Origin of the sequence: Runella sp. SP2, from assembly GCF_003711225.1 — a bacterium.
Taxonomy (GTDB): Bacteria; Bacteroidota; Bacteroidia; order Cytophagales; family Spirosomataceae; genus Runella.
Window position 1 is genome coordinate 6771229 of the sequence record NZ_CP031030.1, and the last position, 13650, is coordinate 6784878.

Consider the following 13650-nt stretch of genomic DNA (forward strand, 5'->3'; position numbering starts at 1 on the left):
TCGTCGTTGAGCAGGGTACAAAAACTTCTATTTTTTTGTGCCTATTCTATTGTGTTCTATGTGTTTTAACTGATATAACACAATAGCCAGAGTAAATCCAAATGCAGTTTTGGTTTATTACCATAGCACGTTGGTTAATGACCCAACTGATGGCGCGAATTGTCCCGCGTACCTGAAAAAACTTTTAAATTCCTAAACCATTCCCAATGAAAAAAACATCCCTTTTAATTTGGCTTTTGGGGGCTATTCTTTTCTTGCCTAGTTTCAAAACCAACCGAACGCCTGCTTCTCACGCTTTGGTTCGTAAAGCCGACGTGATTATCTACGGTGGTACGTCATCGGCGGTGACGGCGGCGGTACAGGTGGTAAAGATGGGTAAAACCGCCATTATCGTTTCGCCCGACAAACACCTTGGCGGGTTGTCGTCGGGTGGGCTTGGGTTTACCGATACGGGCAACAAACAAGTCATTGGCGGGCTTTCGCGGGAGTTTTATCACCGCCTGTACCAGCATTACCAAAAAAACGAGTCGTGGCAATGGCAAAAAAAGGAGGAATATGGCAACAAAGGCCAAGGAACGCCCGCCCTCGACGGTGCCAACCGTACGATGTGGATTTTTGAGCCCCACGCGGCAGAACAGGTTTTTGAAGATTTTGTCAAAGAAAATAAATTGGTCGTGTATCGCAACGAATGGCTCGACCGTTCGGCCAAAGGTGTTGTCAAAAAATCGGGGAAAATTACCTCGTTCCGTACCCTAAGTGGCAATGTTTATGAAGGAAAAATGTTTATTGACGCTACTTACGAGGGTGATTTGATGGCCGCCGCAGGCGTGAGTTACCACGTGGGGCGCGAAGCCAACAGCGTCTATGGCGAAAAGTGGAATGGCGTACAAGTAGGGGTGTTTCAGCATGGGCATTATTTCAAAAAACCAGTGAGTCCGTACAAAATTGCCAACGACCCTAAAAGCGGACTTTTACCCGAAATTTCGTCCGAATCACCAGGTGAAAATGGGTCGGGGGACAACAAGCTCCAAGCGTATTGCTTCAGAATGTGTTTGAGCAACCACCCCGACAACCGCGTGTTTTTTACCAAACCTGAAGGGTATAACCCCGATCGATACGAGTTGGTAGCGCGGGTATTTGCGACGGGTTGGCGCGAGACGTTCGATAAGTACGACCCCATCCCGAACCGTAAAACGGATACCAATAACCACGGGCCTTTTAGTACCGACTACATTGGCAAAAACTACGACTACCCCGAAGCAAGCTACGAACGCCGCAAGGCCATCATCAAAGACCACGAATTGTATCAAAAAGGCTTGATGTATTTCTTGCAAAACGACCCTCGCGTTCCTGCCGACGTGCAAGACAAAATGAAACAGTGGGGCTTACCCAAAGATGAATTTAAGGACAACGGCGGCTGGCCGCATCAGCTATACATCCGCGAAGCACGACGAATGAAAGGCGTTTTTGTAATGACCGAAGCCGATGCTTTGGGCAAAACCAACGTTCCCCAGCCCGTGGGAATGGGCTCATACTCGCTCGATTCACACAATGCCCAGCGTTTTGTGACCTCAGAGGGCTACGTTCAAAACGAAGGCGACATTGGCGTTCATCCTGATAAGCCTTACTCGATTGCTTACGGGGCAATTTTACCCAAAGAAACGGAATGCGCTAACTTGCTTGTGCCCGTCTGTGTATCAAGTTCGCACATTGCTTACGGTTCTATCCGTATGGAGCCTGTGTTTATGATATTGGGACAGTCGGCGGCAGCAGCGGCGGTGTTGTCCATTGAAAACAAGGTTTCCCCTCAAAAATTGCCGTACGAGAAGCTTCGTCAGGTACTTGAGAAGGAGAACCAGCGTTTAGATTGGGAAACAAGCCAAGGGAAATAAGACCAAGGCTTACACAAAATAAACCACATAGCGCACAATTATTGTGAGCTATGTGGTTATCTGCCAAGGTTTGTACAACAGGTTACTGATTTACACTAAAAGCTACTTCTACATTTTCCCACAATAGAGAAACCTTGCCTTTGGGAGAAATGGTATAGAGCAGTTTTTCGTTGAATTGCGACGATTTTTTAGGCTGCACACTCACGCGCAAGGCATCTTGTTTTTCGTCGTACTTGAAAGCTCCCCACTGCACCGCTACTTTGTTGAAAATGAGCGTCCATTTCTCCTCGCTAGGAATGACAAAGAAACCGTATTTGCCCGCAGGCAAGGTAGTGCCTTCAATGGTTGCATCTTTGTCGATTTCAAAAGTGGTAGCCTCGTTGGCCCCCGCCCGCCACACTTGTCCATAAGGCACCAATTCCCCCCACACTTTACGGCCTTTGACCGAAGGCTGACCGTAGCTGAGACTAATCGTAATGCCACCTACTTCTCGAGATACTTGAGCGGGTGGGCTAGGGCGTGTGCTTTTGTCTTGGGCAATGGTGTTGAAACCAAGAAAATAAACCAACGTAAAAGCAAAGAATGTCAGGCTGTTTTTTAGGTACAATTGCATAGCTTACAATAATTTGAGTGGTTAATAAAAATGACTGCGACAAAATTGTGGAACCCTTCAAAAACAACCCGTTCAAACGTGGTTCAAATTGGTGCAAGTTGATTCAAGGAAAACTGGGGAGAACTTTGTGGGAAACTCAAGTAGATTTTAGTCAAAAAACGGTTTATACTACTGACCAAAAAGAAACATTTCTGCTCAGAAAGCAGAACGTTTTCCTCGATTATTAACCGTTGACTATACCGAATGATTCAGATTAACTCCACCCTTACACCTTCTGATTTATCAGCCAAGCTAAACGATTTCTGGGCGCTTTCGGCGCAAAAAATCCGCGCTATTGCCGACCACTACGACGTCGCGAAAGGCTCACCTGTGTTCACCGTACAAGGCCAATACACTACGCGCGGCTGGACCGAATGGACACAAGGCTTCCAGTTTGGCGCGGCTATTTTACAATTTGATGCCACGGGCGACGAAGAATTTTTGGACTACGGTCGCAAAAATACGCTTTCGGTCATGGCCCCTCACGTGAGCCACATTGGCGTGCACGACCACGGCTTCAACAACGTCAGTACCAACGGCAATTTGCTGCGATTGATGCACGAAGGGAAAATTCCTTTTAATGAATGGGAGAAAAATTTCTACGAATTGGCCCTGAAAATTTCGGGTGCGGTGCAAGCAAGCCGCTGGACGACCATCAAAGGCCGCGACGGTGAAGCGAGCGGGGGCTTTATTCATTCCTTTAATGGGCCTCATTCGTTGTTTGTCGATACCATACGCTCTTGCCGCGCTTTGGTGGTAAGCCATCAATTGGGACACGTTTTTCAGGGAGAAAATGATGTTAAAATCAACTTACTCGAACGCGCACTCCAACACATCAAAGCCACGGCCGATTACGCCGTCTATTACGGAGAAGGGCGCGATTCGTACGATATTTGGGGACGTACCGCCCACGAAAGCGTTTTTAATACGAAAGATGGAAACTATCGTTGCCCCAATTCGCAACAAGGTTATACAGGATTCAGTACGTGGACACGCGGCCTGGCCTGGGCAATGTGTGGTTTCCCTGAGCAGCTGGAAGCCCTCAGTCATATTTCGGACGAGGCGTTAGAACCGCTCGGAGGACGCGCGTCTATCGAAGCTATGATGCTCAAAGCCGCCCGCGCTACTTGCGACTTTTTTATTGCGCATACACCTACCGACGGTGTGCCTTATTGGGACACAGGTGCTCCAAATTTACACAAATTAGGCAATTACCTCGACCGTCCCGCCGAGCCTATCAACGACCACGAGCCTGTCGATAGTTCTGCGGCTGCCATTGGCGCACAGGGGTTGTTGCGTTTGGGTAAGTATTTGACAGACAAAGGCGAAGCTGCCGACGGACAACGTTATTGGCAATCAGGACTCACGGTGATGGATACGTTATTGCAAGCGCCTTACGTCAGCACCGACCCTGAGCACCAAGGACTATTGCTACATTCGATTTATCACCGCCCCAACGGTTGGGATTATGTACCAGAAGGTAGTAAAATTCCGTATGGAGAGTCGAGTATGTGGGGTGATTATCACATTCGAGAAGCAGCCTTGTACTTGCAGCGTATTATCAATAACGAGCCGTACTACGCTTTTTTAAACTGTGTAAAATGAGGTCAGACGGCAGTCAGACCTCAAACGAGCATAGGTAATAAAAACTCCGTCTGACTATCGTCTGACGGGGGAAAAGGTCAGACGGCAGTCAGACCTCAAACGAGCATAGATAATAAAAGCCCCGTCTGACTATCGTCTGACGGGGGTAAAGGTCAGACGATAGTCAGACCTCAAACGAGCATAGGTAATAAAAGCCCCGTCTGACTATCGTCTGACGGGGGTAAAGGTCAGACGATAGTCAGACCTCAAACGAGCATAGGTAATAAAAGCCCCGTCTGACTATTGTCTGACGGGGGAAAAGGTCAGACGGCAGTCAGACCTCAAACGAGCATAGGTAATAAAAGCCCCGTCTGACTATCGTCTGACGGGGGAAAAGGTCAGACGGCAGTCAGACCTCAAACGAGCATAGATAATAAAAGCCCCGTCTGACTATCGTCTGACGGGGGAAAAGGTCAGACGGCAGTCAGACCTCAAACGAGCATATAGGTAATAAAAGCCCCGTCTGACTATCGTCTGACGGAGTAATCCAGCAATCACGAACAACAGAACTCCCATGAGCAGCGGAAAATACAAACCCAAATATACCCGAGTGGCCCAGCTAAAAACGACGGCCGATTTGAAGAAACATTTAGAAAATAGCCAGGTTAATTTGGCGTTTGACGAAACCCTATTACCTCCTGCCGAAAGCCCATTTGGTAAAAAGATAATCCTCAAGTCGGGCAAGACGATTGGCAACAGCCTGTGTATTTTACCGATGGAAGGCTGGGATGGCACACTCGATGGAAAACCATCGGAGTTTACCAAAAACCGTTGGGTGAAATTTGCCGTGAGTGGGGCTAAGCTACTGTTTGGTTGTGAGGCGGTAGCGGTATGCCACGAGGGCAAGGCCAATCCCAATCAGTTGGTCATGAACGAAGAAAATTTTGAAGAGTTTGTTCAATTACGGCAATTGATTTTGGACAAACATTATGAGAAATTCGGCACTACCGACGACTTAGTTATTGGCCTGCAACTCACCCACTCGGGGCGTTTTTGCAAACCCAATAGCCACAAAAAATTTGAGTCGAAGATTTTGTACTCGCACCCGTTTTTAAATAAAAAATTTGGCATGGAAGCCGATCACCCCGTCCTGACCGACGAAGAGGTGGACGAAATCATCGACATGTACGTAAAAGCAGCAGTGTTGGCGCAGAAGGCAGGCTACGATTTTGTGGATATAAAGCACTGTCACGGCTACTTGGGGCATGAGTTTTTGAGTGCCATCGACCGCGACGGCAAATATGGTGGAAGCTTTGAAAACCGCACTCGCTACCTCCGCAACATCGTCGCGGGTATCAAACAAGCTGCTCCAGGATTAGAAATGGGGATTCGCCTGAGCGCTTTCGATTTTATACCGTTCAAAAAAGGCACCAACGACCAAGGTGAACCCGAGCAAATGGAGACCTATCCGTATGCGTTTGGGGGACAAAAAGATGGTCTTTCGATTAATTTGACCGAACCCAAAGCCTTTTTGAGTTTGGCACAAGAGTTGGGAATTCAGTTGATATGCGTGACGGGTGGAAGCCCTTATTACACGCCTCACCTGACACGCCCCGCGTTGTTCCCGCCGTCGGACGGTTACTTGCCGCCTGAGGAGCCTTTTGCGGGTGTGAAGCGCCAAATTGATGTGACAGCAGGCTTAAAGGCTGAATTTCCTGAATTGGTGATTATTGGTTCGGGCTATTCCTATCTGCAAGAATGGTTGCCCAACGTGGCGCAATACGTGCTTCGCAATGGCATGGCCGACAGTGTAGGTTTTGGCCGCATGGTGCTTTCGTATCCATCCATGCCCGATGACATGATTCAAGGAAAAACACTCACTCGCAATCTAATTTGCCGTACGTTTTCCGATTGTACCACCGCGCCGCGCCACGGCCTAATCTCGGGTTGCTTCCCGCTAGACCCCTATTACAAAAAACGTCCCGAAGCCGAGGAGTTAAAAGCGATAAAGGAAGGGTTGTAGTGAATGGCATCAAAATAGTAAAAATAAATTAGTAGCAAACAAAAAGTTCGCATTTTGCGAACTTTTTGTTTTAACTTTGCAGAGTATGAGAATACATGCCTTGAAAACATTAAAACAGTTTTGGGAGAAATATCCTGACTCGGAACCAAACCTAAGGCACTGGTATGGTAAGATTGAGGGCAATCACTACAAAACGCCTCAGCAAGTGGTTGCTGATTTTAAAAATGCAGACTTTGTGGGTAATGAAAGAATAGTATTTAACATAGCACGTAATAAATACAGATTAATAGCAGCATTCAACTATGAATTTCAGCTTTGTTTTGTGAAATTTATTGGCACTCATGCAGAGTATGATAAAATAGATGCTAAAACAATAGATTTTGACTCATGGAAGCAATAAAACTTATTAAAACAGAGGAGGATTATGACAAAGCATTGAAACAATTAGAAATAATTTTTCATGCAAAACCTGATACTCCAGAAGGAGATTTGTTGGAAGTAATCTCATTATTAATCCACGAATATGAGCAAAAACATCATAAAATCGTGCCTCTTACTCCATTAGAAGCATTGAAGTACGAAATGGAAGAACAGGGGTTGTCTCAGTCGGGATTGGCTAAAAGAATGGGGTTGAGTAAAAGCACCATTTCCGAAATTCTGGGCGGTAAAAAACAAATGAGTATCAATTTTTTGAAGTTCATTCACAATGAATTAGGAATTCCAGCACATATTTTATTGGCCTATTAAATGAAAAAAGTAGCATTCGTCACGGGAGGGAGCCGTGGAATAGGATTGGGAATTGCGGAGCATTTGGCTCAAAAAGGATTTGACTTAGCCATCAATGGTGTACGAGAGGAAGAGGCTGTGAAAGAAGTACTTGACCACCTACGTTCGTTGGGGGCAGAGGTAATTTACTGCCAAGGTGACATTGCTTCGGGAGAGGCACGGGTGGCGATGCTGGAAAAAATTAATACCCATTTTGGACGGCTAAATGTATTGGTCAATAACGCGGGGGTTGCGCCTAAAGTGCGGGCCGATCTTTTGGAAGCCACCGAAGAAAGCTTTGATTATGTGCTCAATACTAACCTCAAAGGAACGTATTTTTTGACGCAAGCTGTCGCTAATTGGATGGTCAAACAAAAAGAAACATCACCAGATTTTGAAGGAAGTATCATTACCATTTCGTCGATTTCGGCCACGGTAGCTTCCGTCAATCGTGGGGAATATTGCGTGGCAAAAGCTGGATTAGGCATGATGACGCAGCTTTTTGCTGCTCGATTGGGCGAGCTGGGCATACCCGTCTATGAAGTACGCCCAGGAGTCATCAAAACCGACATGACGTCGGGGGTAGCGGCTAAGTACGACAAACTCATCGCCGAAGGGCTGACCGTGCAACCTCGCTGGGGCTATCCCGACGACATCGGCAAGGCCGTGGCTGTCATTGCCGCAGGAGCGTTTCCGTACTCCACAGGTCAAGTATTCGTCATTGACGGAGGTTTGACGCTGGCGCGGTTATAGGAAGCATTTCTAGTATTGATATTCATAAAATACCTTCGTCCCATCGCTCCGCTGAATGGTCATTCGGGATATGCGCCCGTTGCTATCGAAGGTGTAAGTAAATTCAAGGACGCTATTATTGCCACTTGAAATACCCGAGGTGGTGTTTACAGTCATTTTTTTGAGCAAACGGCTGCTATATTTACACAAAAAATCGCCGCGCATCGAAAAATGAGGAGTAATCCAGCTAGTAATTTCTTGACGAATGGTATTGGGAATGTCGGTGTATTCGTAAGAAGCATTTGTTGCTAGTCCTTGGTGATTAACACCACTCCACGAGAGCAAATTCCCTTGGCCATTGTACTCAAACTTAGTGAGCTTCGTCTCATTGGCCATGCTTACCAAAAAACCGTTTTTGTAAAAATAACGGGTATTGACTTCACGCTTAGGGGTACTGGCGGTATTCCCTTTTGAACTTTGGGCCAGTCCTTCAGCATTCAACTGAAATGTCGTTATTTCACCACTTACTTTACTAGAAGCCGTTTTAGTCGCACGGTCAGTTCTTTCTTGAAAAATCGTGTCGTTGCCCGTAACGATGTGAAGAAGTTCGTTGTTTGAACCGTATTTGAAAGAATAAGTGCCCACAAATAGCTGATCAATAGCCACTTTGACCGAAGAAGGCTGTACATTGTTCACGGCAGGAGGCGCAATGTCAGGATGTGTTTTTGCGTAATTTTCTGCTTGTTCTGCTAGGGTAGGCTCATTGGGTTTCAGCGGTTCTGGTTCGGTTTCCAATCCCGCCTGACGACAGGAGAAACTCCCCAATGCCACCAACAACGCGATAAGTAAAAATGAAGCTTTCATAGAAGTAAAGATAGAAACGTTGTAGATGTTTGTTTCTAACTAAAACGCTCTATGAAAGCTAGTTAGTGTGTGAAGGTTATTTTTTTGTTCCCCTTTATTTGCTATTTTTTAAAACGCAGGTACATAAAACTGTAAACGCTTGTCGGAATAACCCCAGCTGCGTAATTGGGCATCACTGTACTCACCCGATACGGTGGTGAGCGTAAAATCACGGCAGGGGTCGCCTTGTGGTTTGGCGTTGATCCACCTAAAAACAGCTTTGTATCGTTGCCCATCGTTGGGGCGAGTTTTGTAGGCATAAAACTGAAATAGCTTGCCGCGATAGCCCCAGCTTTGTAGTTGTGCGTCGGTGAGTTCGTGTTCGGCTATGAGGATAGACTCTCTGCAGTTGGGCATAATCCACCGATACACTGCCGTTACGTTATCGCCGCTTGGCTCTTCCGAATACGCCTCAAACTGAAACGTTTTTTGGGTATAACCCCAGCTAATAAGTTGCTGGTCAGTATAAATACTTTCGGGCAACGACATGAAATCTTTGGTAACGGGCGATATCCAACGATTGACCACTGTAGTTTGTTGGGCGATACTGTGCCCAGCTATGCCTGCCCACAGGCAAAGCGAGAGGAGGAAGGGTTTCATAAATGTATTGTTTTGGGAAGGGTGAAAAGAGTATCTTACTTAGTTGCATTGATAATAAATGCACCATAAGAGGCATCGGTGGCTGAGGTAATGCGTGGAAAATTGGTTATGCCAAAGCCAAAAGTAGCAGCCCAACCTAATGCTTCTTGGGCTCTTTCACGGGCGGTAGTACCCATGATTACATTGTCAGATGTGAGCGTTAAGGAGTTGTTACTTAGATTGTAAGTGAAACTTACGACATCTTCGTTGGTAGATTGGTCTATGAAGACAACCTTTTTGATTCCATTTACTTTTTCTTGACGATAGTTGTACGTTGTATTGCCTATGGTGACGGCACCCGTACTAAAATCCAGAAAATCATTAGGAATACGAGTCGTTGTGCCTCTCTGATTATAAAATGTGTTGTTGGCAGTGTATTTCAACTCCAATTGAACATTGTTCATTTTGTAAGTGCCCAGCAGTGGCCAGGCGGCTTCTACCGCTTTCTGGAAAAGACCGCAGCTTGTAAGCGTAGCAGTGAGGAAAATGGCTACAAACGAGGCAGTATGAATAGGTCGAATGAAGGTCTTCATTGGGTTTATTATCTTGAAGAAATGACTTAGTGTAATTTTTGTAAAGTGGCCTCAAAAAAAGCAAACATGTTTTCAGGATGCTCGGTGTGTACATTGAGGCAAAGCTGCCACAAGCCCCCTTCGGCAGGGAGTTTGCCCAAGACTACCGTAAAAATTTGGTACTCATCCTCGGTTGTTTCTTCGTGTGCAACAACTCCCATTTGGTGAATATGAAACCATACCCGTGCGCTCGTACCTACTACTTCTTTGTAGCGTTGGGTCTTGAAAATAGCTTGGTAGCAGCCATCTTCTGTGATGTCGAACAGAAAACAAGCTAGCCCGCCACTTAAACAATGGTCGAAACAATTGGGCGGATAGGGACCCCAGTGCGCCCGATTGAAAGCGGTGTAATACTCGCTGACGTTGCGTAACAACAAGTGAGATTGAGCCGAAACAGGATATTGTACACTCGACGTGGTTATGGGTGTAGCTTGCTCCCCACACCCCTGCAAATCGGGCGCGAATTTCTGTAGTGTTTGCATGAGAGTACGTGTTTAAAGAAGATTTTATTAAAAAATAGTAGTTATTTGTACAGGTGATACCCCCTCAGCTATCAGTTGCACATTAACAAATAGTTCATCTTGATGCGGTCTGGGGATTCGTTGAGTGACGGGAGGGGGGGCAATGGTGATAAATTCTACCATTGGGTCTTCATTCAGTCGAGATTCTAATACCAATTTCTCTTCTACAAAATCCATCTCAGTGGTTGTGGGAGTTAGGGCTTTCTGATATACAACTGAACCCACAATAGAAAGTGCCGATGTAGATAACGTACCGTTTCCACCGCTAAAATCAAAATCACCTATGGGAGTATCCCAGCGTAGCCATGGAGGAAATTGGCGTGCGTCATCAACGTCTATGCCAGGCCTATCTGTGCCCCAAAGCGTTATTCTTACTTGAAATGGACTTCCGACCTCTTCTAGTGCAAACTTAAATTTGGCCGATACTTTTACCTTTCTGCACCATTCTTGATTGCTGTTTTGTACCCGATCACCACCGATGACCATAGATACATTTTCTACTTTTGCCATGTTTGTATATGTGTTAGAAGTGAAAAATTGATGTAAGCCGAACGATTACTCCTCGCAGTTGAAATAAGAATAAGTCGTTTTGTAGGTGCTGTTAGTAACCCATGTACCAGTACTGTTTCTGTATGAGTATGTTGAAGACACTACCGTAGGATACCCTTTTCGATTCAAAACATATCCGTAATTATCTTCGGATTGTTTGATAAAAGTATTATTGGATTGCCTTTGGTAATACGTAGATTGTTTAATCAACCCATTGGGTGAAATATTCTTTATTTCATCTGGAAAACCCTTGAAAAAATTGTTAGGCATTGCATTGAATGGTTGTAAACCATCTTGATAGGTGTATTCAAGATATTCAGTTATTTTGCCTGTATTATCATATTTTGTGTATAGAGTGTTCCTTCCCCTACTATCGTAGTCATAGGTTTGATAGCCTCTATCTCCTTGTGTAATTCTGATGACACGGCCATTGTCATACTGAAACGGTTGTGTTATAGTGCCATTTTCATTTCTAAAATAAGAAATCTGCTTGCCATTGCTATAGTTTTGTATGATGGTATAGCGCGTAGCTTTATGTGTATATTTAGAAAGTTTTTGTTGGGCATCGTATTCATAGATGGTTTCTATATCCAAACTGCCCTCTGGATAGGTGATTTTTGATAGCAACCCATTCTTATATTCATACTTGATAGCTTTGCCGTCAGAGCGTATTTCTTCAGTCAGAAATCCCTTTTTATCATAGTTATAGGTTGTCGAACCACCATTGCCCGATAGTCGAATTAAATTGTATCGACTATCATATTCATAAGTAGTTTGGTAAGCGCCATGTGTCAATAACTTACAAACTTTTTCAGGGGCAGGCTCTTCGTCGCTGCAACTGTTGCAGACTACGGCTATGGTACAGAATACAAACCATGCAATGAGTTGGTATAAATATGTTTTCATTGTGGGTAATAAGGTTACTTGATTAATTTTTAGATTTTTACGATGTTCAAAAGTTGGAAAAACTTAATCAGGCAAGTTGAATGCTTTTTGAACGGCTTTGTAATCTTGCAAAAACTCGTCTGAGTAGCGAGCGTTGCGTAGAATGGATGCAGGGACTACAACAATTCTAGCTGGAAATCTTGGAATATCTGGGATAGTTTGTCCTGTACCATCCATTGTTCGTCTTTGGATATAAACAGTTGAGCCATGCCCTGCATAAAAACTATACAAACCTGGTTTATTTCCAGTATAGTTGGATGGCAAAATACTAGGCAAAGCCTGCCACCAGTTGCTACCACTGATATCCGATCCTGGCGGTACGACATATACCATAATTAAAGAATTGGAAGTTGTCACTCCACTTGGCAAATTTGTCAATACGTACCCCCATTCATAGTTATTGGTGGTGATAGAAGGGCCCGTAAACTTATATTGAATTACATTCGCAGTACCCGTTTCTCCTTTTGGGCCAGTAGCACCAGTAGTACCTGTTTCACCCTTTTCTCCTTGTGGGCCAGGTTCTCCCTGCGGGCCTTTACATTGGGTAAATAATAGGCTATTGGCCAATAGCGTAGCAGCCACCGCTGTGCGGAAGATTGATTGTGTTTTCATTGTGATAAAACTTTTAAACTGTTTCTACTTCGGCAAAGCCTGTATTGATTTTTGGGCAAATACGACAGGCATCGGCACCCTCTTGCATAAACCAACGGCAGGTGGTTCTGATACTGCACGCAGGTAATAACTCATCGACATGCGGCTCAATATGCGCCAATTGGCGGGCGATGTCGAGTACCATACAATGATGACCCGACCAATTGGCACACCCTTTGGCCGCGCACGGACTGGCAAACCGAAAACGCTGGCCAAGGTCGCGGCCTTGCGAGGCGGTTTCGATAAAGTGTTCGTCTATCTCTATACGTTGAGAGAGTAAGTTCACTTCTCCATTCTGCTTTACTACGCCTAGTAGTACCGCGCCCGCCTTTGGCTCAGCACTGGGGCAAGTGGCTTTTTGGTCGGGTTTCATGTTAGCGAAGTAGTTGAGGTTTTTCAAAAGCGCCTCGAACGGCAAAGTCTGGGAAACTTGCCTTCAACCGATCTAACTGTACTATTTGGCCAGGTTTAGGTTGTTTCCACAGAATGTACCCAAACCACCATTTGGGCCGTTTAGGAAGGACAAAAGGGGGAAATCCAGTGTCTTCTGGATTTTCAGGGTTGGGCTTGTACGCTAAAAGCCCGTCGCTGAATCCATTGTCCAGCTTCGCCAAAAACTGTAAAGTGGTTTGTTGAATGGCTTTTTCCAGTTCTTGGGCTTGTTTTTCGTTGAGGTCTATTCCTCCTAAATTGACCTCAAATTTTGGTGACTGAATCATTGGTTGTTCTTTTATGGTAGTGAAATGCTTAAAAAGTGAATTAAAAAATAACCCTTCTACTGTTTCGTCCCTGTAAAACTAAAATTGATGAAAGGGCTTGAAGTGGTGAGGCGGTAGCTACCTGTAATGTTAAGCGTTTGACCATTGACTGTAACGCGCCCACTATAACTTATACCGTTGCGGTTTCCAGTGACCGCTCCATCATCATAAAACCCTGTTCCTGTCAAGACCAACTGATATGTAGGTGAGGTAATGCCTACCGACGATACATATAAGCGACTGTCAAAGTTTGCTGTCGTTACATTAGCACGGGCATTTTGAATAATGGTCGTGTTGTCTTGTATTGTGCCCACATACGTACCTGCCGCATTGGCCAGTGGGCTGGGGTTGGGGTCTTTTTTCTTGAAAATATTACACGAACTAAGCCCTATACAGGCGATATAAAATAGGATCAGTGAAGTCGTTTTCATGTGTTCTGTAGTAAGCATATTGTGCGATTTTGC

Annotated in this window: 17 protein-coding genes; 6 read left to right on the forward strand and 11 right to left on the reverse strand. The window is 45.2% G+C overall.

Going from position 1 to position 13650, the window contains the following annotated elements; genetic code table 11:
• The first annotated feature begins 206 nt into the window (after positions 1-206).
• Positions 207-1892, forward strand: a complete 1686-nt coding sequence (locus tag DTQ70_RS27190) for an FAD-dependent oxidoreductase (protein WP_122933719.1) — start codon at positions 207-209, stop codon at positions 1890-1892.
• Between the two features lie 82 nt (positions 1893-1974).
• On the opposite strand, the gene DTQ70_RS27195 is transcribed toward DTQ70_RS27190, so the two are convergent.
• A complete protein-coding gene (locus DTQ70_RS27195; protein ID WP_122933720.1) occupies positions 1975-2505 on the reverse strand; it encodes a DUF2911 domain-containing protein in 531 nt (176 codons plus the stop codon).
• Between the two features lie 243 nt (positions 2506-2748).
• Between DTQ70_RS27195 and DTQ70_RS27205 the strand changes: the two genes are divergently transcribed.
• From DTQ70_RS27205 to DTQ70_RS27225, 5 genes are all read left to right on the forward strand, one after another.
• Positions 2749-4149 (forward strand): glycoside hydrolase family 88 protein, encoded by a 1401-nt coding sequence (locus DTQ70_RS27205; protein ID WP_122933723.1) that lies wholly within the window; start codon positions 2749-2751, stop codon positions 4147-4149.
• A 553-nt stretch (positions 4150-4702) separates the two neighbouring features.
• A complete protein-coding gene (locus tag DTQ70_RS27210; RefSeq protein ID WP_122933724.1) occupies positions 4703-6151 on the forward strand; it encodes an NADH:flavin oxidoreductase in 1449 nt (482 codons plus the stop codon).
• Between the two features lie 85 nt (positions 6152-6236).
• The gene (locus tag DTQ70_RS27215) at positions 6237-6551 is read left to right on the forward strand and encodes a type II toxin-antitoxin system HigB family toxin (protein WP_122933725.1); all 315 of its coding nucleotides are present in this window, start codon (positions 6237-6239) and stop codon (positions 6549-6551) included.
• Positions 6539-6898 carry a type II toxin-antitoxin system HigA family antitoxin gene (locus DTQ70_RS27220; protein WP_122933726.1) on the forward strand — a complete coding sequence of 120 codons (360 nt, stop codon included), beginning with the start codon at positions 6539-6541 and terminating at the stop codon, positions 6896-6898. Before DTQ70_RS27215 ends, DTQ70_RS27220 begins: the two co-directional genes overlap by 13 nt.
• A complete protein-coding gene (locus tag DTQ70_RS27225; RefSeq protein WP_122933728.1) occupies positions 6899-7669 on the forward strand; it encodes a 3-ketoacyl-ACP reductase in 771 nt (256 codons plus the stop codon). It begins immediately after the preceding gene.
• 9 nt (positions 7670-7678) lie between these two features.
• On the opposite strand, the gene DTQ70_RS27230 is transcribed toward DTQ70_RS27225, so the two are convergent.
• The 10 genes from DTQ70_RS27230 to DTQ70_RS27275 form a co-directional block, all read right to left on the reverse strand.
• Positions 7679-8512 carry a hypothetical protein gene (locus tag DTQ70_RS27230; protein ID WP_122933729.1) on the reverse strand — a complete coding sequence of 278 codons (834 nt, stop codon included), beginning with the start codon at positions 8510-8512 and terminating at the stop codon, positions 7679-7681.
• A gap of 108 nt (positions 8513-8620) precedes the next feature.
• Positions 8621-9151 carry a hypothetical protein gene (locus DTQ70_RS27235; RefSeq protein WP_122933730.1) on the reverse strand — a complete coding sequence of 177 codons (531 nt, stop codon included), beginning with the start codon at positions 9149-9151 and terminating at the stop codon, positions 8621-8623.
• Between the two features lie 35 nt (positions 9152-9186).
• Positions 9187-9723 (reverse strand): hypothetical protein, encoded by a 537-nt coding sequence (locus DTQ70_RS27240; RefSeq protein ID WP_122933731.1) that lies wholly within the window; start codon positions 9721-9723, stop codon positions 9187-9189.
• Between the two features lie 26 nt (positions 9724-9749).
• Entirely contained in the window at positions 9750-10244 is a 495-nt protein-coding gene (locus DTQ70_RS27245; protein WP_122933732.1) for a hypothetical protein, read from the reverse strand.
• Between the two features lie 27 nt (positions 10245-10271).
• A complete protein-coding gene (locus DTQ70_RS27250) occupies positions 10272-10793 on the reverse strand; it encodes a hypothetical protein (RefSeq protein WP_122933733.1) in 522 nt (173 codons plus the stop codon).
• Between the two features lie 45 nt (positions 10794-10838).
• Complete coding sequence (locus DTQ70_RS27255) at positions 10839-11738, reverse strand: hypothetical protein (RefSeq protein ID WP_122933735.1); 900 nt, start codon at positions 11736-11738, stop codon at positions 10839-10841.
• 63 nt (positions 11739-11801) lie between these two features.
• Positions 11802-12389: a hypothetical protein gene (locus DTQ70_RS31000; protein WP_206019592.1), complete on the reverse strand. Its 588-nt coding sequence runs from the start codon at positions 12387-12389 to the stop codon at positions 11802-11804.
• 13 nt (positions 12390-12402) lie between these two features.
• Positions 12403-12801 (reverse strand): hypothetical protein, encoded by a 399-nt coding sequence (locus DTQ70_RS27265; RefSeq protein WP_122933736.1) that lies wholly within the window; start codon positions 12799-12801, stop codon positions 12403-12405.
• A 1-nt stretch (position 12802) separates the two neighbouring features.
• The gene (locus DTQ70_RS27270) at positions 12803-13147 is read right to left on the reverse strand and encodes a hypothetical protein (protein WP_122933737.1); all 345 of its coding nucleotides are present in this window, start codon (positions 13145-13147) and stop codon (positions 12803-12805) included.
• Positions 13148-13203: 56 nt separating this feature from the next.
• Positions 13204-13635, reverse strand: coding sequence for a hypothetical protein (locus DTQ70_RS27275; RefSeq protein ID WP_164490237.1), 432 nt, complete (start codon positions 13633-13635; stop codon positions 13204-13206).
• Between the last annotated feature and the right edge of the window lie 15 nt (positions 13636-13650).